This is a genomic window from Rhodococcus sp. DMF-1 (genome assembly GCF_021441945.1).
Taxonomy (GTDB): domain Bacteria; phylum Actinomycetota; class Actinomycetes; order Mycobacteriales; family Mycobacteriaceae; genus Rhodococcus; species Rhodococcus ruber.
Genome location: NZ_CP090442.1, coordinates 5,600,500 through 5,622,291 on the forward strand (window position 1 = coordinate 5,600,500; position 21,792 = coordinate 5,622,291).

The window sequence follows — 21,792 nt, forward strand, 5'->3', positions numbered from 1 at the left end:
GGGGGCGGGCCGCCCACCAGGGGAGGACACGATCATGGCGGATCCGGTGTACGGGGAGTTCGTCACGCTCCGCGGTCTGATCTCGCTCGCGGGTTTGCAGCGTGGGCAGTTGAAGACGGTGGTGTGGAACAAGCAGAACGAGCAGCTGGTTGCGCTGGGCTACGCGGAGATCTACACCGGCACGGGTGCACCGCCGCCGGTGTCGGATCCGTACGCGACGCGTGAGTGGGTGCAGTCGCAGCTCGCCGACGTCGAGGTGTCGGATGCGGATCTGGCGGCGACGGTGGCGGCCGCGTCGGCGACGCGCACCGCGGTGGACGCCCGGGTGCGTGCGGTCGGAGATGCCACATATGCCCCGCGAGACCTGGCGTCGTTCGTCACCCTCGGGGACTCGCGCACCCTGCTGAACGGGCAGCCCGCTGGTCCGTCGAACTCCTCCGGCTACATCGCCAAGGAAAACCGGGGCTACATCACGCAGGCGATGGTGATGCTGCGCCAGCGGATGCAGTGGCTCGCCAACGGCGGTGTCGGCGGCGACACGGTCGGCATGATGCTCGCCCGGACCGACGACCTGCTCGCACTCGACCCCGGCTGGCTGATCGGGATGGGGGTGATCAACTCGATCAACACCGAGGGCGCCACCTCGGCGACGATCATCGGACAGCTCGAGCAGATCTTCGACAAGTGCGCCGCCAAGGGCGTGCGGGTCGTGTGGGGCACCGATTGGATCAGCGGAGGCACCAACACGACCGACAAGAAGAAGGCCGCCGCCGAGGTCAACAACTGGCTGCGCCAGGAAGCTACCCGCCGGCCGAACTTCTACCTTGCCGAGTACGCCGCCGTCATGGGTGACACCGAAACCGGCATCATCCCCGCCTCACTCGGGCAGGACTTGCTACACCAGGACGCACCCGGCGCTCACAAGATGGCACAGGAGTTGGTCCGCGTGCTCGACCCGCTGGTGCCGCGATCGGACCGGCTGCTGACCTACAACGCCGATCCGACGAACTACCTGACCAACGGGATGTTCACGGGGAATGCGGGTTCGGGTCTTGCACCGAACTGGTCGAAAGGATCATCCACGGCGACGTACGCGAAGGTCGCCCGCACTGACGGTGTGGTTGGCGAGTGGCAGCAGGTCGCGTGTACGGCCGAGACAGTGACCTCGTTGATGCAGCAGGTCACACTGTCTACGACCGATCTGGTCGAAGGGGTCCCGGTGTTCGGGGAGATCGAGTTCGAGACCGATGAAGCAGGGTGGGACGCGACCGAACTTGCCCTCCAGCTGCAGACCATCGGCGGGCCGGGCGGGTCGACTTCCAACGCCAAGGTGGTAGCCGACATGTATCGCGCTGCCTCGCAGCCGCTTGCGCAGCCGCGCATCGCGAGCGGTGTGCTGCGCACTCCGACATTCCCAGTCAGTACCGGAGCGACCCACCTCCAGTTCTCGATTCGGATGCGCGGCACCGGCACCTACCGTGTGTCCCGTGCCCGGATCGCCCGCGCCGGCTGACCCCGCCCGTAACAGCTCGTTGCGTGCGAACATCGCGACATGGGAACGAGAAAATTCGAGGCCACAGAAAAGCGGTGCCCGAACTGTGGAGGCGAGATGGAGTTCGAGGTTGATGTCGAACCGTTGCTGGGCGGCTCTGTCGACCGGACGCCTATCGGCTACAACTGCACAGGCGACTGCGGCCGGAAGTTCCACCCACATGAGGTTCCTTGATCCACTCGTAACGAATCCTTTCGGACGGCCCCACGATGCAGAGACAACGGCGTGGAACCGCGCCGCGCGGACCCTGTGCGGACATGGCTGACAGCCGGGCCACCGATAGATTTGCCGGATGATCAACGAACCACCGTCCGTGCCCGAGACCCTCCTCAAGGCTGGGGTGTCACTCATTCCCACCGTTGGCGGAGCGCTCGCAGTGATCATCCAGGACATATCCGATCGTCGCGCCTACAAGGCACAGGAAACCCTGGCATGGACAGTCGATGCTGTCGGCGAGTCAAGGCTGAGGCAGCTGGCTGAGAGCGATTCCGAGTTCGACGCGTTACTCGCGGACATGATGTTCGCGGCAGTCCGTACTGGCCTCGACAACAAGAGGCGCGTCCTCGCCAAGGTCGTTGCCAACGCAGCAACCAGTGACGAACCGATCGATACCGCCCAACTCGTAGTTGCGGCGCTCACCGAACTCGATGGCCCGCACATCCGCGCATTGGCACGGATCCGTGCAGCGGAAGTCGCGGCGGAGGGCACTGAGGTGCCGGCAGGAGAACGAGGCTTCTCGGACCCTTCGGAGAACGCTGCTTTCCACGCTGGCCATAAGGAACCCACGCCAGTTCTGTCGACTCTCGTTAGGACCGGAGTTGTGGATCCCGCGACAGTTGTAAGTGGAGGTGTTGCTATCAGGGGGACGACACCGTTTGGGCGGGAGTTGTTGGGCTACCTTGAGGATGAATCGAAGCCGCTGTCCTGAGCCCGTTATGCATGCGCTCGCAACGCATCCGGACCTCGTCGCTATCCGAACCCTCCAGCCCAGCCGCATCCGCGCGCGCAGAACCCCACCACGCCGATGTCGCGGCAGGAGCCGTCCGCGAACGACATCACCTCCCGAGTGGCGGCAGCTTCGGCCCCACATGCGGGGCAGCTGTACCCGATCGCGGGCATGGACTTCGCCTCAACCGGCCATAGTGTCTCCCCCATAGAGACGAACCTACTCGCCTAGGCAACCGGTTGGGCGGTATCTTTCGGCGAACGCTCAGCTGGCCGACCGCGACGGATCGTCGTCGCGGTGCTCGAGCTGGCGGGACTTCTCGCGTTCGTCGCGCGCTCGGATGACACGTCCGAACACCACGGCCGCGGCGACGGACAGCGCGAGCCACCCGAGCGGCAGCCAAACGATCCAGGTCATGCCCGGTACAACGGAACGTACCGGGGTAATGTTACCAGTGAGTAGAGTTCTCACCCGCGCTTTCATCCTCTGCCGACGGGAGGCTCGCAGGGGCTCCGCGCACGGGAATGGCGGGGGTCTTGCGCGTTCAGCGAGGTGGGCTGTAGGAGTCCGGACGTAGCCGTCCGTATCGGGTGGCCGGACCGACTGTGCGGCCCCCTGCGGCGCACAGACCGATCCGGCCGAACCAAGGATCCCACGCAGTCCCGCGAAGTGGAGTTCGCGGAGAAAGCAGAGCCCCGCCGGGGACCGAGTCCACGCCGGCGGGGCTCCCGGCCGCCGGCAGGGGGATGCGGCGGCCGATACCGCCCGAATACAGGGGGATGTACGGGCGGCAACCCGGAACTTTACTTCATCTTTGAACCAGGCTGAAGCCCGCCCACAGTGTCCCTCCGTCGGTGCGGCCGGTGGAGGCGCCGACCGCACCGCCGGTGACGCCCGCGGCGTCACACGGATCCCCGCCGTCCAAACTCCACAGCCGGGCAGGCGCACAACGTCGGGGTTACGCACTGCCGAAGGTGGAGACGCGAGGAGCCGAACGCGATGTCCAGCCCTCCCCGGCAGTCCACCACGCCTCGACGAGGGGAAGATATCGACAAACCGGGCGTAACGCCAACAGGTAGCTGACCGCTCGGATCACACGACGCGCGCTGCGTGCGCCTTCGGGGTCCTCCCGTAACGGCTCGCAATTGGCGGCCGGCTCGCACTGCGCAGCCCCCTGCGAGGCACAGTCCGAACCGGCCGGTCTCCAGCCTTCCACGCCCACCCGGGATGGGGACGGTATCGGACAGAAAACCCCGCCGGAGAGAGAGTGGGGGCAACTCCGGCGGGGCCTCGGTCACCGTGCAGGGGGAGTGACGGTGACAAGACCAACGGTATCGAAGGCCGGGCGACCTCGTGGGAAATCGGCTCACGAACCCCGCTCGAATAGGTGAAGCCCCGCCGGTGATCTCTGTGAGGAGCCGTCCGGCGGGGCCTGGCCGCCGGACGGGGGAGAACGGCGACCAAGATCAACTCTAGGCGGGCGGCAGCCGGCGTGCAGACCTCCCGTCAGCACCGGCTCACGATGGGCTGGCTGTACGAGTTCATGCTGATCATGGTGAACGGCATGGCGTGCATGAGCGGGCTGATCCCGGACATGCCGCAACCGCGAAATGTGGGGGGTGCAGCCCTTCAGGGAGGACGAGTCCACGCACGCTCGGCGGCAGGCCTCGACACGGGAGAGCCTCGCCGTACTGCGCGTCGCGGCGAGGCCCAGCCGCCGAACGAAGGGAGAGGCGGCCGAGGTCAACTCTATGCATGCGGGTCGCGGGCCCGCAGCGCATCGGGATCACTCATCCGCGACGTCTACCGAAGCGCCGCGAGCCGCTTCCTGAACCACAACGCCACTGTCCGGGGACACCCTCGATACCCCCGGACATTGAATGCGTACCCGACGAGGGCAATCGAAAACACTATCTGCCGGTCCTACCACGGACCCCTGTCCGCTTGTATGTACGCGCCAGCCGCAAATCCCTAAAATCGGGAGCGCGCCCCGTCCTCTTCGGAGGGCGGGGCGCGTTTGTCGTGGGGGCGATGTTTCCGTCGCTCCGTGCGGGGGCGACTACTGCCCGCGGGGTCCGCGCGCGGAGTAACAGACCCGGTCGGACCGGCGATTCAGGATGTGTCGTAGATTGCCGCTACGGTCCGGTGGGCCGTGGGCATAATGGGGTAGATCCGGTGGGGAACGGAGGTGAGTGCAGTGACAGAGACACATCGCGCGCTGGATATCGCGAAGTGGTTCGTGCTTGAGGCGGAGAAGCGGAAGGCGGAGCTGTCTCACCTGAAGTTGCAGAAGCTCCTCTACTACGCCCAGGGGCACGCCTTGGCGACCCTGGGGGTGCCGGTCTTCGACGCGGAGATCGAGGCCTGGTACCACGGCCCGGTTGTCGTCGAGGTGTATCGGGCGTTTCGCGAGTTCGGCTCCGAGAACATTCCCGCATCGGTGGCGGCGTCCTTCTCGCAGGACCGCATCGACCGGGAGGCCCGCCGTCTGTTGGAGACGGTCTGGTCGGAGGAAGGCAGTAAGGCAGCGTGGGTGCTTCGGGAAAAGACCCATGCCGAGGCGCCCTGGAAGGATGCGTACGTTCCTGGAAAGAGGCATGTCGTGATCTCGCGGGAATCGATCCGGGAGTTCTTCACGGAACAGCACATGGCTCCGAGCCTGTCGATCGACGACGCGTTTGCCGAGTGGGTGGACGAGTCCCACGACCTCGCGGAGGTATTCCTGCCGGCGGCTGACCGATCCTGGGATTGGTGACTGGCATCCTTGGAGGACTTCGACACGAACCCGCCGCGCCGGGGCGAGATCTACTGGGCCGACCTCGATCCAGCTCGCGGGTCTGAACAGGCGGGCCATCGGCCTGTGCTGGTGATCAGCTCGGACGCGTTCAACAAACACATGCGCACAGTTGTCACCGCCGCGATGACGTCGAAGGTGAAGGACTCCGTACGGGAAGGGCGCAGCCCGGTGTCGGTGTACCTGCCGACGGGGCAGCCGATGGAGAAGGAAGGCGCGGTGCTCGCATTCCAGATCACCACCCTCGCGCGCGAACGCCTCGAGGACTACGGAGGGGAACTGACCCCCGAGCAGATGCGCGAGGTCGATCGCGCGCTCGCTGCATCGTTCGGACTCGCGAGTTGGTCGGGTCACCCGATACCGAACGGCCGCGGCAAGCCCAGCAGATAGTCAGAAGGAGTCCGCTCCGGGGCGTTTCCAGAGGCCGGTGTGTGTTGCGAACCATGCTGGTGGCGCGGTGTTCTCGGCCGTCGGTACCATCGCGGTCGGCGCCTCGAAAACGAGTGCGGGACCGGGCGGTGCTGGAATACCAGGCCAGGGCCTTACCGCCCCCCGACGCGGGGATCCGTTGCGGGACGTGCAGATCATGGCCCGGCACTCCGACCCTCGCATGACCAGCCGCTATGACCGGGCCCGACACAACCTCGCCCGACACGGGAACTACGTGCTCGCCGCATACCTCGGCGGCGCCGCGTAGAGGCGTAGTGGGGGTCACCCCGGGCACCTACCGTCGCGCGCATGATGCTTGAGGTCGGGATGCCTGGGGGTGCCCATGACGTGTGACTGGCCCGTCGATCGCACCTGCCTCCCGACCATCGCGGCACTACCCGACACGCCGACCCCGGAGCAGGTCGCCCAATTCGAAGCCGACCACCTTCGGATGCAGGCCGCGGTCGACTCCGCCGTCACCGTGCTGTGGGCGCTCACCGGCCGCCGATTCGGCGCCTGCCCCGTCGTCGCCCGCCCCTGTCCACGCCGCCCGGATCCGATCACCGGGTGCTGGACGCCCGGCATCGGGTTCATGCCCATCCTCGACGCCGGGGTATGGCGCAACGTCGCCCTCGCCGCCGGCACCTGCGACCCGTACGGGCCGAACGTCATCGACCTCCCCGGCCCCGTCCAGGAGATCACCACCGTCACCGTCGACGGTGTCGTCCTCGCCCCGGACTCGTACGAGCTGCACGGTGACCGGTTGTACCGCGCCGGCGGTCAGTCGTGGCCGGGACAGGATCTGTCGCTGCCACCCGGCGCCGCGGGGACGTGGTCGGTGGAGTACCTGCGCGGCACCCTGCCCCCTGCCGGGGCTGCGCACGCCGTCGGGCAGCTCGCGGTCGAGTTCTGGAACGCCTGCTCCGGCGGTAAGTGCCAGCTGCCGCGGCGCGTCACCTCCATCAGCCGGCAAGGCGTGACCGTGCAGAAGGTCGACCCCACCGACCTGATCTCCGCCGGACAGACCGGCATCCCCGAGGTCGACCTGTGGGTGTACGCCCTGAACCCGAACAAGCTCGCCGCCCCGCCGCGGGTCATCTCTCCGGATGCGAGGCCGCGATGAACTCCCACCAGCGGCTGCTGCGGCTGGTCGCGATCACCCTCGAGGAGCTGCGCGCCCAGTTCGTCGACGCGACCCCGCTCGGCGGAAAGACGAACGAGCCGATGTTCGCCCCGGGTGCGTTCTACGCGGCCGACACCTACGACTACGACGGCTGCGCGGGACAACCGGTGGTGAACGTGGTGCGGATCTACCCGACCGCCGGCCGCGGCGGCGGACCGCTCGACGAAACCGCCACCAGCGTGCCGTGCGGCACGGTGTGGGCGGCGATCCTGCAGATCGGCATCGTCCGCTGCACCTCCGTCATGGACGAACGCGGCAACGTCGGCGACCCCGCAGACATCCAGAACGAAGCACTGGTCCTGCTCGACGACGCGGCCCGGCTGCGGGCGGTGTGGTGCAACGTGATCGCCCGCGCCGACGACGAGGACATCTCCTCCGCCGCGCTGGTGGACGCATTCGAACCGGAGGGGCCGGACGGCGGACTGGTCGGTGGCCGGCAACCCGCCCGGTTCCAACTCGCATAGGAGGCATACCCATGGCGCAGGTGTTGATCAAGGGAAGGATCGCCACCGTCGAGCTCGGTGTGGGGGAGGAGACGGTGGTCGAGCACACCGCCCGCATCGAGCAGCTTGCCGAACTCGGCTACATCCGCATCGTCGGGTCCATCGCCGGCACCCACACACCACCACCGGCGTCCCTGGCCCCCGCAGTGCAGGCGGCGGCCGACGACAAGGACCCGGTCGACCCCGAGGTCGAAGCATCCGCCACCGAGAGTCTCGCGGCGGACGGCGAGGTGCCTCCGCGGTCGGGCCGCGGCTCCCGCCTGACCGCCTGGCAGCGATTCCTCGACCATCGGGACATCACCTACCCGGCCGACGCGACCCGCGACGACCTCGTCGACCTGTGGGGCACCCACCTGCAGGATCAGTCGTGACGCTCGAGGAGCAGATCACCGACTGCCTGCTCCGGCTCCGCCGCGCCCGCACCGAACACGCCCGCATGCTCGCCCGGGGCGCCGGCAAGAATCGGATCACGGAGGTCGCCGACGCCGTGAAGCTCCTCGACGACCGTCTCGACACCCTGCTCTCCCGCGTCCCCCGCACACCGATCGAACAGGCGGTACCGGCATGAGGATCCATCTCGACTACGACGGCGACTACAACCAGGACGACGCCGCGCTGCGCCAGTGGTTCGTGCGGGAGGTCGGGGCCAAGACCCAGCGCGCGCCACCCGCAACACCATGAACCAGGCCAAGACCAACGCCCCCGTCGACGTCGGCACCCTGCGCAACTCGCACCGGCAGGACCCGGTGCGGATCGCGGGCTGGATCATCGACTCCGCGGTGGCGGCGACGGCGCGGCACGCGCTGTGGGTGCACGAGGGCACCGGCCCGCACCCGATCCGGCCGCGCACCAAGAAGGTGCTGTCGTGGAAGGGCCCCGGTGGTCGGGTGTTCGCCCGCTCGGTGATGCACCCCGGCACGACGGCGCGGCCGTGGCTGCTCAACGCGGCGCGGGTTGCGGCTGGAGCCGAGGGGTTCTCGGTCACCGAATCCTGACGCGGGGTCGTCACCTCGGGGTCGCATGATGCGCGCCATGACCACCACCCCTGAGAACGGCATCGAACTGGAACGTGAGCTCGCGAAGATCTCGGCCGAGCGTGAGGCCCTGGAGAAGCGCGAGGCCGAGCTCGCGGCCCGCACCGGCGGCGACACCCCGTCGGCCGACACCCATCCGGACACCGACAGCGCGGACGACGGCGACGACGAGGAGGCGCCGCCGTGGCCGCACGACACTGTCGAGTTCGCCGGCGAGACCTGGGAAGTGCGCTACCCGACCACCGACGCCGCCCTGGTGTGGAACATGCAGGTGTCCAAGCACGCCCCGGCCTCGGTCCGCAACGACGCACCGATGGTGTTCCTGTCCAAGCACATGTCCGAGAAGTCCCTGGCCCGGATGCTCGAGCGGCTCGCCGACCCGGACGATGCGGACTTCGGATTCGACAAGCTCGACCAGCTGCTCACCACGCTGTTCACCGGGGAGACCTCGCGCCCTACCCAGCCGTCGTAGCCCTCGCCCAGGCCACGACGGAGCAGTGGCCCCCGCTGCGTGCCCGCATGGTGCTCGCCGGGATCCACGACCCGCTGCGCATGCTCGGCTTCCACCAGCTCCTCGACGTCGTCGAACAACTCATCCTCGAGACGATGGCGCCGGAGGAGCGGCAGAAGTACATGCGGCAGATGTATCCGCCGCCACCGATGCCGGATCCGGACACCGATACTCCGCCGCCGGGGTGGAGCCGGGAGGACGAGATGGCCGCGTTCACCGACGGGTGAACGCGGCACCCTCACCTCGTACCGTCCGCGGCCATGACGACCGTCGGCGAAGCGAAACTCAAACTCTCTGCTGACGGTTCGTCCCTGCCCGCCGAGGTGCGGGCCGCGGTCGCCGCCGCGCTGCGCAACATCAACGAGACCCTCAAGGTCGAGGTCGACGCGGACGTTTCCCGCTTCGAGTCGAAGATGGCGACGGTGCTGCGGCCCCGCGAGGTCGACGTCGATGTCGATGTCGACCGCACCGCGTTCGACCGGTTCCTGCGCGACATGGACCGCGCCGACAAGGAATTCGTCGTGCGCGTCGCGTTGCTCGGCGACACCGACGTCGGGGACCGGTTCTCCGATCAGAGCATCGGGGTGCGGCTCGACATCCAGAACGCGGGGGCGTTCAACGCGCAGATGGCCACCCTCACCCGGCCACGGCAGGTCGACGTCAGCATGAACGTCGACCAGTCGCAGCTCGGGGCGTTGGCCGCGGTGCAGAATCGCACGGTCGACATCCGCGCCAACCTGACCAACGCCGGGCAGGTCGAGGCCCAACTCGCGTACCTGACTCGGCCGCGGTCGGTGAACATCGGTATCGACGTCAACCACTCTCAGCTGCAGATGCTCACCCAGATGCTGCAGTCGCTGACCAACCTCGGCGGGTCTCTCGGCGGCGGCGCGCTGTCGTCGGTCGGGTCGATGCTCGGTGGCATCGCTTCGGCTGCGACCTCGGCAGTCGGGGCGATCGCGATGGTCACGACCGCGGCCTCGGCGGCGGCGGTCGCCGCCGGCGCGATCCCCATCGCCCTGGCCGGAGCCATGGGTGCGGTCACTGCCGCCGCCGGTGCGATGTCTGCAGCGATCACCGGCGGCATCGCGGGGTTCATGGCGTGGCAAGGCGTACTCGCCGACGACCGCGTGTACGACAACATGATCGCCAACCTCGACAAGGTCAAGCAGCGATTCTCCGAGATCGCTGAGCGGCTCGGACCAGCCCTGACCAGGATGTTCGATTCGCTGCCGGGAGTGTTCGACCGAATCGCCCCCTCGTTGGAGCGGATCACCGACGGTGTCTCCGGCCTGATCGACCACTTGACCGGCAAGCTCCCGGAGATCGCGGATCAGCTCGGCCCCGCGCTGGAGAAGGCCTTCCAGGCCGGTGTGCCGCACATCAAGAACCTGATCGACAACCTGCCGCGGCTGACCGAGGCGTTCGGCAACTTCATGTCGAAGTTCGGCGACCCGGCCGTGGTCGAGGCTGCGAACCGGGTCTGGCAGAAGCTGCCCGGCATCCTCGAGAGCGTCGGCGACGCCATCCCCGCCGTCGCGCAGGGCTTCTCGGACCTGATGGGCTGGATCGACGCCGGCAACCTCGACCCGTTCATCCAAGGGTTCAAGGACCTGTGGGCGGAGCTGTCCTCGGCGGACTGGTCCGGCACCATCGATTCGATTGCCAACCTCGCCAACACGTGGGGCGAGTTCATGTCCAGCATCGACGGGCAGTCGGTCGCCGACGGCATCACCGCGGTCGCGACCGCGTTCGACGCTGTCCTCAACGCGGGCATGGCCGTGAAGAACACCCTGGACGGGATCTGGGACGTCATCTCCCCGAAAAACGTCATGGGCGAGATGCGTGAGATGGCGCACGCCATCCTGGGCATGCTCAAGGACACTTTCGGGAATCTGCCGTTCATCGGGGACGACATCTCCAAGGCCATCGACGGGGCGCTGCAGAAGCTCGGGCCGGTGAAGTTCAAGGCCACCCCGGAGATCGACAAGGTCGGCGTCGAGAAGCTCGAATCCATGCCGGGTCCGAAGATCAAGGTGGACGTCGAGCCGCAGTGGCATGGTCTGACGACGAACAAGCCGCCGAAGGTCAAGGTGGACATCGAGACCGACAGTCACAAGATCCCGGTCGAGGTCGACGTCAAGCCGTTCAAACTGGATATCCCGCCCAAGGCCAAGGTGATGGTCGACGTCGAGTCCACCCCCTTCAAACTCGACATCCCGCCGAAGACGAAGGTCATGGTCGACGTCGAGCAGACCGCCGGGTTCAAGCTCGACGTGCCGCCGAAGGTGAAGGTGATGGTCGAGCCGGACGGCTCGGGGTTCTTCAACTTCGCGCCGCCGCAGCCGCCGCCGGTGAAGGTCAAGGTCCTCGCCGACACGGCCGGGTTCTCCGCGGATATCGATTCGAAGACCAAGGTCATGAAGACCGTGACGATCCCGATCGCCTACGGTCCGCTGCCCGCCGCGCCGCAGATTCCGACTCCGCCGACGGTGCCGGTTCCGCTGCAGTTCCAGGTGCCGCCGATGCCGGCGATCCCCTCGCCACCGCCGGTGCAGGTCCAGGTCCACACTAACGCGGACGAGGTCACCGGGAAGATCAACAGCATCCCAGGGTCGAAGGTCACCGCGCACACGGTGACGTCGAACGTCGGCGCGGTGATCGGGCAGATCGCGTCGATGCAGTCCGGCACCAGCTCGTTCCATTCGGTGTCGTCGAACGTGGGGGCGGTGGCGGCGCAGATCTCCTCGCTCAACGGCCGCAACACGAGCTCGACGCACACCATCCGGGTCGTCGAGACCGGCAGTGGTAAGCGGATGGAGGACGGCGGGTTCAACTTCCGCTCCTACGCGGCCGGGGGAATCACGGCGCTGGAGAAGTACGCGAACGGCAAGCTGCCGTCGGCGGCGACGATCATGCGGCCACGGCGTCGGCTGATCCAGTGGGCCGAACCCTCGACGAAGGGGGAGGCGTTCATCCCGCTGGCCCGGTCCAAGCGCGCCAGGTCGCTCGACATCTGGGAGCAGACCGGTCAGATGCTCGGGGCGTGGGATCAGGTGTATGCGTCGATGGCGGCGCGCGCGGCGGGGGCGCCGTCGCTGGCACCCTACGCGATGGCGGCGGCCGGTCTGGGCAACGCAGGAGGAGTCGGAACGAACCGGACCGAGGTGCACGCGCCGATCACGATCCAGGCGGCGGCGCAGCCGGCGACCACGGGGTGGGCGGTGCAGTCCGCGCTGACCTCCCGGCTGAGAGGGTAGAGGGAGATGGCGTACCGAGGCCTGTTGTTCTACGGCGACACGGAGCTGATCAACTCCCGCCGCACCGTCGCGCACATCCTCAACGGCGTGAGACCGCTGTCGTTGGAGGTGCGGCACGACGACTCGTGGCCCCACACGGCGCGGCTGCTTTCGCACGCGCCGTACGTGATGCCCGACGAAGCACCATGGCACCCCTGGCAATCCCGACTCGCTCGAGTTCGCCGGGGTGTGGCCGATGTCCGTCGACGGCCTCGACACCTCCACCTTGTCGCGGGAGATCGTCGAAGGGCTCGGCGACGGAGCCACCACGGGTGTGACCCGTTTCGGGTCGAAACAGATCACGATCACCGCGCTGCTGGTGGCGTCGTCCGCGGCCGGTGCGGAGTTCGGGTTGCGGTGGCTGACAGAACGGCTCGCCGACGCCTCGGAAGTCGGGACCGGGACGTCGTTGCGGTTTCTGTCCGCCGCCCCCGAACTCGATCCGAATCTGACAGGTGTGGCGACACGGGCAGCGATGGCCGGGCGGTGGCGGACGCTGTACCAGGTGGTGACCACGGCGCCGCCGACGGTGACAGGCCGGTTCGGATTCACCCGGGGGCAGGACACCCAGGCATCGGTGTTCGCGGTGTCGTGGACGATGACTGCGCTGATCCCGTACGTCTTCCACGACCCCGTCGTCGCGATCGCCGGCTCGTCGTTGACCGGGATCTTGACGTCGACTCCGACCTGGACGGTCGCGGTGGACGGAGAATGCGACGGCGACTGCACGGATACCGGTGCAGCAGTGCTGTTCGATCCGGACGCTGCACCGGCGGCGAGGGTGGTGCGGGAGCTGACGACCGTCGGTTCGGCGGGGGTGTGCGTCCCGCTCGAATCGAAACGGATCGCGCAGGCGTTGCCGGCGGACACGGGCCGCGCGGCGCGTCCGGATGTGGTGCGGGTGGCGGTGACGACTGGTGCGCAGGTGGCGCGGGGACTGCGGCTGCAGATCGTCCCGGGCACAGGCATCGAGGCGTGGGAACTGGCGGAGCGATGCGGCGCGCTCACCGAGATCGGCATCTCCTACATCCCCGCAGGGTCGACCCTGACCCTCGACGGTGCGACCGGCACCGCATGGTGCGACACCGCCGATGGCCGTATGGACGCGGCCGCGGTGGTGCGGGGAAGTGGTGGCGCGCCGTGGCGCTTCCCGCTGCTCGACGACATCGGCAGCTACGGGGTGTTGCTCGATACACCGGCGTCGCTGACCGAGTTGACGGTGGATGTGTGGACGATCGCGAGGGAGTCGTAGACGATGTCGGGGTTGCTCGGGGCTGTGTCGCAGCGCGTCACGTTGACCGACTACGCGGGGGTGTTGCTCGCCGAGATCCCGGCATCGGACACCGCCCGGGTGGAGTGGACTCGCGAATCGCGGTCGGTGTCGGTGGCGTCGACTGCGGTCGTCGCCACCGACCAGGTGGCGCGGGATGTAGAGCCGTGGGTGCATCGGCTCAACGTCTGGCGCGGTGAGCAGCTCGCGTGGACAGGTCCGGTGATCCGCACCGCGGCAGTCGGTACGAAGTTGACTGTGGCGGCAGCCGACCCGGGGGTGTGGTTCGAGCGCCGCAAGATCAAGCGGGGCCGACTGTTCTCGAATACCGATCTGTCGATCATCGCGGCGCAGATCATCGAGGACGCTTTCGAAGGCGACGACCCGGACCGCATCGTCGACCGTATGATCGTCGCCCCGACCGGTGTCTTCAGCTCGGTGACCATCACCCCGAATACCCGATATGTCTCCGAGCAGCTCGCTGACCTCGCCGACCTCGGGTTGGTGTGGCAGTTCGTGGCCGGGGTGCTCATCGTGGGTCCGGCTGTCGAGCAGATCGAGCTCGCGTCCCCGTTGGGGGATGAGCACTTCTCCGAGCCGGTCACGGTGATCAAGGATGGGTCCAAGACGGCGACGTCGGTGACCGTGCTCGGCACCTCGTCGTCGGCGACGGTGGGGGTAGACCCCTCGGAGGATCCGGGGTTCGGTCGGATTGAGCGGATCGTCAAGGCGGACACCGCCGATTCGGTGCAGGCGTGCACGGTTGCGGCGTTGGACGAGTTGAACCGGTCGAAGGTCACCCCGCGGTCGGTCACTGTGTCGGACGCAGCGAGGTTGTCGTCGAGCGCGCCGGTGCAGCTCGGTGACCTGATGCCGGGAGTGCGGATCCCGATCGCGACCACATCCACCGGCATCGACCTGGGGAGTGTGATGCGGCTGCAGACGGTGCGGTCGATCGCCCAGTCCGGTACCGAGTCGATCATGATCACCGTCGAGGACGCGCCGCCGCCGCGCAGCGAGACGGAGATCGCCGAGATCGCGCCGACCTCGTCGTCGCCCTACACCATCGTCACCTCCGGCGGCCCCATCGTGTGCCAGCAGGTGTGGGAGCCGACCGGTGGGTTCATCGGTGCGCTGCTCGGGTGGGGAAAGTGGGTCGAAAAGTGCACGAAGGACGGCAAACCCGTCACCCGAAGCGGCAAGGAGGAGGTCGATACGCTGCCGGCAACGAAACGCTATTCGTACACCCTGTACGTCTCGGTCGGAACCAGACCCGACTTCTACATCAACTGGGAACTGCGGAAGGTGGAATCGTGACCGAACCGATCGATGCGGCGCCGATCGATGCGGCACTGACCGCCCCGGCACCCGCCGCGGGCTCGGGTGTGACCGATCAGGACGCGAAGACCCTCGAGGACATGGCGAACCGCCTCGGCAAGCTGGAGCGGTCCACCGTGGTGCGAATCAACGAGTGGGCGCTGACCCAGGAGTACGAGACGGTTCCGCTCAACGGGCTCACCGCAGGATCTGATCCGCAGCCGCAGGTCGTACTCAAAGCCACCAACGTGACCACCGGGGAAGGGGAGATCCTGGTGCCCCCGGCGGCCACCCAGGAGTGGATCGCCTATATCGAGGCGCTGATCGAACAGAAGTACGCCGCATTGTCGTCGTCGCTGTCGTCGTTGGCGTCACGCGTGTCGTCCCTCGAATCGAGGATGTCGACGGCCGAGTCGGACATCAACGATGTGGAGTCGGATGTCCGCGGCGTCGAGCGGGACGTACGGAGTTGCTGCTCGTAGGCGGTGCGGCACCGGGGGTGCGTACGGTGCGCAGCCATGGTGAATGTGTGTACCTCAGAACAGTTCACCGAGGACGGCGGCATCCTCGGGCTGTCACCGTTCGCGTTCGCAGCGCCGGTCGCGCAGACGACCGCGACGTCGACCGGAGACGGCACGATCACCGCCCACCCCGGCGCCGGCGGCCGCGCCCTGATCGACGCGTCGCTGCACTGGGCCAACACCTATCCGTGCCCCGTGCGGGTGCAGCCGATCCTCCGGAAGCAGCGGCGGGCACTGTCGGCGACAGCCTCGAATATTCTCGTGGTGCGGGACCGGGCGACCACGCTGGTCGGGACCGACGCGCCCGGAGTCCCGATCACCGCGGTGGACCCGGATCCGACGGCGGTGTTCGACTCGGAGTGGGGTGGCGGCAACATCGTCGGCGCAGCCGCGACCGGTGATGCGACACCACGGGTGGAAGTCAACAGGTTCGCGCCGCAGCAAACCGTGTTGCTGCAGATGGTGTCTGTCGGGGCGGGCGAGTCGATCTCGGTTCGCTTCAAGGCCCGGATGTACATGCCCTATGGTGCCGGGGCTGCCGGCACCTTCCATCCGTCGACCGACGCGAACGACGTCAACAGCATCGCGGTGCTCGGGACGAGCATCGAGTTCGTGGCATACCCCACTGCCCTGTAGTGAGAATGGGAGGCAGTCGTGGCGATGATCTGCAGTAGCCGTCAGTTCACTCACAGTGCGGCGGGGGTGATGGGTCTGTCGATGCATGCGTTGCCGCGGCAGGTGGCGGTGGTTCAGTCCGATTCCGGTGGCGACGGTGAGCTGAAGTACCCCGACGATCAGGGCCGGGTCCTGGTAGACCAGGAGCTGCACTGGGCCAACACCTATCCGTGCCCGGTGCGGGTGCTGCCGGTCATCAAGCGACGGTCCAGGTTGCTGCACACCACAGGATCGGTGCTGCTTGTGGTCCGTGAGCGTGTGACATGGTTCGTCGGCCAGGACCGAGAGCAACGGGTGCAGGCTGCTGATCCGGATCCGACGGCGGTGTTCGACTCGGAGTGGGGTGGCGGTGACACCGTCGGGTCGGCGGCGACCGGCTCGGCGGTGCCGCGGACGTATTCGTGGCTGCTCGACCCGGAGACGGTGCATCTGCTGCCGTTTGTCACGGTGCCGCAGGATCGGTCGATCTCTCTGCGGCTCCGCATCGCAGCATGGTTCCGACACTACGTTGCAGACAACGCCGAAGCCGACATCAACGAGGTGTGGGTGCGCGGCAACACCCTGTCCCTCCTGGCGTTCCCCGCCCCGGAGGAGACGACGTGAGTGCACCTATCGGTGGCACCCCGGTGAAGGTGCGGGGTCTGATCTCGCTGGCATGGTTGCAGCGTGGCGACACGACCACCATCGTGTGGGACGCCACGGCTGTCGAGCTGGTCAACGCCGGCTACCTGGAGATCCTCGAAGTCCTTCCCGTCGATCCGGGGAGCCGGCCCCGACGGTCGCACAGTTGCAGGCTGCCGTCGTCGCGGCCGAGCAGGCCCGCGACGAGGCGGTAGCGGCTCGGGATCAAGTCGTCGTCGACCAGACAGCTCTCGCCGATGCCGTCGCCGATGCGGAGGACGCGCGCGACGCGGCACTCGGGCACGCCGGGACCGCGCAGACCGCGGCGGGTGAGGCGCAAACGTGGGCGGCGGCAGCCGAAGCCGTCGTCATCGACCAGATCCCCAACGCCTCGGCGTCGACGAAGGGCGGTCTCCGCCTGACCGGGGACCTCGGCGGCACGTGGGATGCCCCCACCGTCCCCGGTCTGACCGGGAAGCAGTCCACGTCCGAACGCAATCAGCCGAACGGATACGCCGGCCTCGACGGATCCGGCCTGGTGCCGGCGGTGCTGCTGCCGTCGTACGTCGACGATGTGCTCGAGCACGCCAACCTCGCCGGGTTTCCGGCGACGGGCAGTGTGGGAAAGATCTACGTCGCGTTGGACACCGGCCGCATCTACCGGTGGTCCGGCTCCGCGTACGTCGAGATCAGTGCCTCCCCGGGCTCGACCGATGCGGTGCCCGAGGGCTCGGCCAACCTGTACTTCACCGATGCGCGCGCCCAGGCGGCGACCGCGGCGGCGATCGCCGCGAAGTACACCAAACCCGCCGGCGGCATCCCGGCTGCTGACTTGGCGGCGGCGGTGCAGACCTCCCTCGGCAAGGCCGACACCGCGATCCAGCCCGGCAGCCAGCCGTACGACGTGACATTCGTGGCGCAGTCCGGCACCCGCAAGACCGGCGCCGGCGACGTCCCACTCGGGCTCAAGATCAAACGGCCGACCGGGGTGGTGTTCTCGGAGGTGACGTTCCGCTGCGAGACCGCGGATGCTTCCGGCAACCTCGTGGTCGAGGTCCGCAAGAACGGCTCCGCCACCGGCATGCCCGCCGCGACGATCGCCGCGGCCAGCCAGGTCGCCGGCGTCACCGTCACCGGGCCGTGGTCCTTCGCCGACGGTGACGTCCTGACCGTGCACGTCACCGGTGTCGGCACCACACCGGGCAAGGGCCTGGTCGCGGACTTCGAAGGACTGGCCTGATGCCGCACCTGTTCGTCCGCGGCGGCTCCGCACTGTCGGCGATGAAGGCGCAGCGCATCACCACACAGAACCTCGCCGCCGCGAGCGTGTACGAGAAGATCGTCGGTCTGGCCGCGGTCACCGGTACGCATCCGGAGACGGTGCTCGTCGACGACGAGTTCGAGGCCAATGGCAGCGGCTCGTGGCAGCTGGACGTGGCGATCACCCACAGCACCACTTCCTCCGGGACCGGGGTGCGGTTGCTGCGCAAGCCTGTCGGCGGCAGCTATTCGGTGCTGCAGACGTGGTCGATATCCGGGACGTTCCACACCGGTGTGTCCGGGTCGATCACCGTGCCGGTCGAACGTGGGGATCTGGTGCGCGTGGAGGCGATGCACGCCAACAGCTTCACGCGGGACATCACGAGTACCGTGCTGACCGCGACGCTCGTCTGAGGTCAGCGGCCGGTGTAGAGCAACAGAGTGCCGAGCAGGAGCACGATCGTGGTCACCGTCAGTAGAACGGCCGCACTGCGGGTCGATCCGGTATCCCCGAACAGCGGCTCGTGCTCACTCCACTTCCATCGCGACATGCGCTCAGTGTCCTCCGAATCGGACCTTTCGGACCAGCGTATTTCTGCTCAACTGAGAGGGACGCGCGGGCGGTGCTTCCCGGGCCGCGTGGCTCCACCGCCCGCGCCGCCGCGAACCCTACCTCCAATCGAACACATGTGCGAGAGTATTGAGCATGGGACCGTCAATCGAGCGTGCCCCGACGCGCTGCCCGAACGGGCACTGGCTCGGCCCTCGCACCGTCCTCGTGGGATGGGTGCCGTGCGACTGCACCCCCGGCGCGGGCGGCCACCGGGTCTACACCTGCCGCTCGTGCGACGTCACCATCGGACGCCCACCGCACGTCGGTCCTCCGCGGCCCGGCGTGCAGTGGGCGACTCTGCCGCCCTAGCCGAAGGCTCATCCGTAAGCGGTCACCGAAGCGGCACTTCGACCCCACCGGAGAACATCGAGTCGTGCAGTTCCAGGTGGGAGGGAACGGCGCCGCTGAGGACGTAGGTGAATGTCCCGGAAGCGGACTGCCCGGGGTTCAATGTCGCCAGGAAGAGCTCCGACCCGAGGTTGCCCTCCGGCTCGAATTTTCGGCCCTGAGTGTCGTATAGGTACTGCGCCGAAGTATTCATGAACTGCGGTTCGTCACCGATGTTCCGGACCGTGATGTGCGCCGTGGTTCCGTCCCAGGAGTTCACGACGAACTCGAACTTTCCGTCGCGGTACGGCCGCCCGATCCCTGCCGGTGCTGCCGGAGTCCGTGCAGTTGCAGCGGCAGTCGGGCTGGGGGCAGATGCCGGCGGGGTCGCCTGGAGCGGGGCGGGGGCCGCGGTCGTGGTCCTGGGGGCGGCTGCCGTTCTCGTGGTCGTTCGTGATGACGAGGATGACTCGTCGTCGCCGGCGTTCTGGATGAGGGTGACGAGGATGCCGAGGCCGGCGAGCCCGAGGACGATCCACAGTGGGATATAGGACTTCTTCGACGGGCGGGAAGGCGGAGGTGGAGGCGGAGGCGCCAAGACGCCTCTCGGTCGGGACTGTGGTCCCCACTGGGTGCCATCCCACCACCTCTCCATGTGGGGATTCTGGGGGTCCGAGTACCAGCCGGCCGGTGGGTTCATTCCTGTCCGTTCTCACGCATCTGTTTGGGAGAGGGTCGAACGGACTGCCCGGATTGTTACAGCGTGACCCTTGTTCACAGACAGCTGAGTGCACACGAAGTTCGGTCCGATTCAGCAGTCCTCGGGGTACTCGTCGATCGACGCGATGAACGCCCACTGCTCCTGCGGAGACAACGATGACCACTCCGGATCGTCGATCATCATGTTCCTGAGTTCACGAAGGGCGTCGCGGTCGAAGCACATCTCGTCGGCGAGTTCGTCCACCCACGAGTGCAGGGACGGGTCGGGTTCCGAAGTGGGTGTCCCCGCGGTGCCGCTGCAGGCTGCGAGCATGGCGGCGAGCGCGACGGTTCCCAGCGCGCGTCTGATCACGGCTGGATCGTACGGCCATCTCCGGCACCCCGGCCTCGTACGGTCGCGAATGACTCGGGACATCAGGGGAGGGAACACCGATGGCGCCACGGTACTGGCCACTGGCCCGGGGCCACATCATCACGTCGGGCTATGGACCGCGCTGGGGCACCTGGCACCGCGGTGTGGACTTCGGTTGGCCCGGCGGATCGGCCGGCCAGCCGGTGTACGCAGTGCAGGCCGGCACCGTCGTCTCGGTCGGATGGGACCCGTCGCCGGGCGGGTTCGGCCACTACCTCGACATCGACTCCGACGACTCGCAAGGCGCGAACCTGTGGGTATACGGCCACATCGTTCCCGAGGTGCAGCGCGGGCAGCAGGTTACGGCGGGGCAGCGCATCGCCCACGTCAACGGTGACCGGTCCACGAACGGAGGTGTCGACCCGCACTGCCACGTCGAGGTCCACAACCGCGTCCGCCAGCCGTTCGGCCCCGGTCGAATGGACCCGATGCCGTTCCTGCAGGGCGCGGCCTACCCGGCCGAGGCGTCCGCACCCACACCGGAGGTTCCTGTGTCCCGCGTGCTGTATGGCATCGACGTGTCGAACCACCAGCGTGAGTTCGACTTCGCTGCGGCCAAGCGGGAAGGGTTCGTGTTCGCCACCCACAAGGTCACCGAGGGTGGCGGCTATCGCGACCCGTTCTGGCCGCGTGCCCGCGAGCAGATGCGCGAGCACTTCGCGGGTCTGTTCGGCGGGTACGTGTTCTGTCGGCGCGGCAGCCACCCCGAACGGGAGGCCGACACGCTGCTGCAGCATCTCGGCGATTCGTCGATCCCGATCCAGCTGGACTACGAGGACACGATCGGCGGCGGCTCGCTCGAGGACATGTGGGCGCGGATCCACGCGATCCAGGTCCGCGGTATGCGGGTGTTCTCGGTGTACCTGCCGCGCTGGTTCTGGCGCGACCGCATGGGCTCACCGAACCTGGCCGGGATCCCGGCGCTGTGGAACTCGCACTACGTGAGCGGCAAGGGCTACGCCTCGACGCTGTACGAGACCGCGCCCGGCACCATCACCGCCGGGTGGGCCGGCTTCCATCCCGGCGGTCCGCCGGTGCAGATCCTGCAGTTCTCCGAGACCGCCCGGGTAACCGGGCAGCTGATCGACGTGAACGCGTTCCGCGGCACGATCACCGAACTCCGCGCACTGTTCGCGGGCGACACAGGGGGTTTCCTCATGGCACTGTCCGATGCCGAGCAGCGGCAGCTGTTCGAGGCTGTGTGTAAGCCGCGGCCGTCGCTGGTCGAGCCGGAGTTCCTCGGCGGCCAGCCGCCGGCCGAACTCGACTCCGCCACCTTCGCGCGCACCGCGGACTACCAGGCGTTCCACGCCGCCCGGCAGGCCGAACGGGCCGCGGGCCTGGTCGAGAAGCTGACCGAGCGGATCGCCCAGCTCGAGCAGCGCCTGGCGAACGGAGGCAAGTGATGCTGCAGAAGATCCACACGTCCTGGCCGACGATCCGGCAGGTCATCTACTCCGTCGCCGCCGCGATCTTCGGCGGGCTGACGCTGCTCGGGGTGTTCACCGACGCCGACGTGACGACCTACCTCGGGCACACCGCCACCGTGCTCACCGGCATCGGCACCCTGGTATACATCCTCGCCGGTCTCTACACCCCGAACCCGAAGGGCGCACAGCCCCCGACGATCCGTGACGGCACCGACACGCCGGTCGACTACCGGACCGCGTCAGTGGCACACCCGGGGCCTGGTGCCGTCGTCACCGAGACGCTCCGTGTCGCCACGGAGCGGGCACAGCAGCTCGCCCCCAGTGTCGGGCAGTTGCGCGCGGAGTTGGAGCGCCGCATTTCGGGGCGCGGGTAGC

26 protein-coding genes and 1 pseudogene are annotated in these 21,792 nt (G+C 67.8%); 22 read left to right on the forward strand and 5 right to left on the reverse strand.

Annotated features, from left to right (window positions below; all coding sequences use genetic code 11):
- The first annotated feature begins 34 nt into the window (after positions 1 to 34).
- Positions 35 to 1,513, forward strand: a complete 1,479-nt coding sequence (locus tag LZP97_RS25820; RefSeq protein WP_048772449.1) for an SGNH/GDSL hydrolase family protein — start codon at positions 35 to 37, stop codon at positions 1,511 to 1,513.
- 331 nt (positions 1,514 to 1,844) lie between these two features.
- On the forward strand, positions 1,845 to 2,480 hold the full coding sequence (locus tag LZP97_RS25825; RefSeq protein WP_152693009.1) for a hypothetical protein: 636 nt from the start codon (positions 1,845 to 1,847) through the stop codon (positions 2,478 to 2,480).
- A gap of 282 nt (positions 2,481 to 2,762) precedes the next feature.
- Here the strand turns inward: LZP97_RS25825 and LZP97_RS25830 are convergent, their stop codons facing one another.
- Positions 2,763 to 2,915, reverse strand: coding sequence for a hypothetical protein (locus LZP97_RS25830; protein ID WP_200903450.1), 153 nt, complete (start codon positions 2,913 to 2,915; stop codon positions 2,763 to 2,765).
- 1,780 nt (positions 2,916 to 4,695) lie between these two features.
- On the opposite strand from LZP97_RS25830, the gene LZP97_RS25835 reads away from it, so the two are divergent.
- From LZP97_RS25835 to LZP97_RS25920, 18 genes are all read left to right on the forward strand, one after another.
- A complete protein-coding gene (locus LZP97_RS25835; RefSeq protein ID WP_161800539.1) occupies positions 4,696 to 5,253 on the forward strand; it encodes a Panacea domain-containing protein in 558 nt (185 codons plus the stop codon).
- 9 nt (positions 5,254 to 5,262) lie between these two features.
- A complete protein-coding gene (locus LZP97_RS25840) occupies positions 5,263 to 5,682 on the forward strand; it encodes a type II toxin-antitoxin system PemK/MazF family toxin (protein ID WP_048772442.1) in 420 nt (139 codons plus the stop codon).
- A gap of 382 nt (positions 5,683 to 6,064) precedes the next feature.
- Positions 6,065 to 6,844 (forward strand): hypothetical protein, encoded by a 780-nt coding sequence (locus tag LZP97_RS25845; RefSeq protein WP_048772439.1) that lies wholly within the window; start codon positions 6,065 to 6,067, stop codon positions 6,842 to 6,844.
- The gene (locus tag LZP97_RS25850) at positions 6,841 to 7,368 is read left to right on the forward strand and encodes a hypothetical protein (protein ID WP_048772437.1); all 528 of its coding nucleotides are present in this window, start codon (positions 6,841 to 6,843) and stop codon (positions 7,366 to 7,368) included. Before LZP97_RS25845 ends, LZP97_RS25850 begins: the two co-directional genes overlap by 4 nt.
- A gap of 11 nt (positions 7,369 to 7,379) precedes the next feature.
- Entirely contained in the window at positions 7,380 to 7,778 is a 399-nt protein-coding gene (locus tag LZP97_RS25855) for a hypothetical protein (protein WP_048772434.1), read from the forward strand.
- Entirely contained in the window at positions 7,775 to 7,975 is a 201-nt protein-coding gene (locus tag LZP97_RS25860; RefSeq protein WP_048772431.1) for a hypothetical protein, read from the forward strand. Before LZP97_RS25855 ends, LZP97_RS25860 begins: the two co-directional genes overlap by 4 nt.
- 109 nt (positions 7,976 to 8,084) lie before the next feature.
- Positions 8,085 to 8,402, forward strand: a complete 318-nt coding sequence (locus LZP97_RS25865) for a hypothetical protein (RefSeq protein ID WP_053085918.1) — start codon at positions 8,085 to 8,087, stop codon at positions 8,400 to 8,402.
- 37 nt (positions 8,403 to 8,439) lie between these two features.
- Positions 8,440 to 8,913 carry a hypothetical protein gene (locus LZP97_RS25870; RefSeq protein WP_152693007.1) on the forward strand — a complete coding sequence of 158 codons (474 nt, stop codon included), beginning with the start codon at positions 8,440 to 8,442 and terminating at the stop codon, positions 8,911 to 8,913.
- Entirely contained in the window at positions 8,841 to 9,179 is a 339-nt protein-coding gene (locus tag LZP97_RS27545; RefSeq protein ID WP_442792846.1) for a DUF7240 domain-containing protein, read from the forward strand. The genes LZP97_RS25870 and LZP97_RS27545 overlap by 73 nt, the downstream gene beginning before the upstream one ends.
- Before the next feature lie 33 nt (positions 9,180 to 9,212).
- Positions 9,213 to 12,212, forward strand: coding sequence for a hypothetical protein (locus LZP97_RS25880; RefSeq protein ID WP_048772424.1), 3,000 nt, complete (start codon positions 9,213 to 9,215; stop codon positions 12,210 to 12,212).
- A 235-nt stretch (positions 12,213 to 12,447) separates the two neighbouring features.
- A complete protein-coding gene (locus LZP97_RS25885) occupies positions 12,448 to 13,503 on the forward strand; it encodes a hypothetical protein (protein WP_234574931.1) in 1,056 nt (351 codons plus the stop codon).
- Positions 13,504 to 13,506: 3 nt separating this feature from the next.
- Positions 13,507 to 14,838 carry a hypothetical protein gene (locus tag LZP97_RS25890; protein ID WP_152693006.1) on the forward strand — a complete coding sequence of 444 codons (1,332 nt, stop codon included), beginning with the start codon at positions 13,507 to 13,509 and terminating at the stop codon, positions 14,836 to 14,838.
- The gene (locus LZP97_RS25895) at positions 14,835 to 15,320 is read left to right on the forward strand and encodes a hypothetical protein (RefSeq protein ID WP_048772415.1); all 486 of its coding nucleotides are present in this window, start codon (positions 14,835 to 14,837) and stop codon (positions 15,318 to 15,320) included. Before LZP97_RS25890 ends, LZP97_RS25895 begins: the two co-directional genes overlap by 4 nt.
- A gap of 36 nt (positions 15,321 to 15,356) precedes the next feature.
- The gene (locus LZP97_RS25900) at positions 15,357 to 15,995 is read left to right on the forward strand and encodes a DUF7172 family protein (protein ID WP_048772412.1); all 639 of its coding nucleotides are present in this window, start codon (positions 15,357 to 15,359) and stop codon (positions 15,993 to 15,995) included.
- A gap of 24 nt (positions 15,996 to 16,019) precedes the next feature.
- Entirely contained in the window at positions 16,020 to 16,637 is a 618-nt protein-coding gene (locus LZP97_RS25905; RefSeq protein ID WP_152693005.1) for a DUF7172 family protein, read from the forward strand.
- A complete protein-coding gene (locus LZP97_RS25910; protein ID WP_234574932.1) occupies positions 16,634 to 16,870 on the forward strand; it encodes a hypothetical protein in 237 nt (78 codons plus the stop codon). Before LZP97_RS25905 ends, LZP97_RS25910 begins: the two co-directional genes overlap by 4 nt.
- Complete coding sequence (locus tag LZP97_RS25915) at positions 16,822 to 17,895, forward strand: hypothetical protein (protein ID WP_234574933.1); 1,074 nt, start codon at positions 16,822 to 16,824, stop codon at positions 17,893 to 17,895. The genes LZP97_RS25910 and LZP97_RS25915 overlap by 49 nt, the downstream gene beginning before the upstream one ends.
- Positions 17,895 to 18,329 carry a hypothetical protein gene (locus LZP97_RS25920; protein WP_048772407.1) on the forward strand — a complete coding sequence of 145 codons (435 nt, stop codon included), beginning with the start codon at positions 17,895 to 17,897 and terminating at the stop codon, positions 18,327 to 18,329. Before LZP97_RS25915 ends, LZP97_RS25920 begins: the two co-directional genes overlap by 1 nt.
- A gap of 2 nt (positions 18,330 to 18,331) precedes the next feature.
- Here the strand turns inward: LZP97_RS25920 and LZP97_RS27320 are convergent, their stop codons facing one another.
- The 4 genes and pseudogenes from LZP97_RS27320 to LZP97_RS25930 form a co-directional block, all read right to left on the reverse strand.
- Positions 18,332 to 18,466, reverse strand: a complete 135-nt coding sequence (locus LZP97_RS27320; protein WP_267966277.1) for a hypothetical protein — start codon at positions 18,464 to 18,466, stop codon at positions 18,332 to 18,334.
- 393 nt (positions 18,467 to 18,859) lie between these two features.
- Positions 18,860 to 19,135 carry a DUF4352 domain-containing protein gene (locus LZP97_RS25925; protein WP_234574934.1) on the reverse strand — a complete coding sequence of 92 codons (276 nt, stop codon included), beginning with the start codon at positions 19,133 to 19,135 and terminating at the stop codon, positions 18,860 to 18,862.
- Positions 19,136 to 19,456: 321 nt separating this feature from the next.
- Positions 19,457 to 19,555, reverse strand: a pseudogene (locus LZP97_RS27550) (DUF2510 domain-containing protein); the annotation flags it as partial.
- A gap of 111 nt (positions 19,556 to 19,666) precedes the next feature.
- Positions 19,667 to 19,927, reverse strand: coding sequence for a hypothetical protein (locus tag LZP97_RS25930; RefSeq protein ID WP_048772405.1), 261 nt, complete (start codon positions 19,925 to 19,927; stop codon positions 19,667 to 19,669).
- Positions 19,928 to 20,007: 80 nt separating this feature from the next.
- Here LZP97_RS25930 and LZP97_RS25935 point away from each other — a divergent pair, with 80 nt between their 5' ends.
- Together LZP97_RS25935 and LZP97_RS25940 are read left to right on the forward strand one after the other, a co-directional pair.
- A complete protein-coding gene (locus tag LZP97_RS25935; RefSeq protein ID WP_082170367.1) occupies positions 20,008 to 21,393 on the forward strand; it encodes a peptidoglycan DD-metalloendopeptidase family protein in 1,386 nt (461 codons plus the stop codon).
- Positions 21,393 to 21,791, forward strand: a complete 399-nt coding sequence (locus LZP97_RS25940; RefSeq protein ID WP_048772402.1) for a hypothetical protein — start codon at positions 21,393 to 21,395, stop codon at positions 21,789 to 21,791. Before LZP97_RS25935 ends, LZP97_RS25940 begins: the two co-directional genes overlap by 1 nt.
- Position 21,792: the final 1 nt, after the last annotated feature.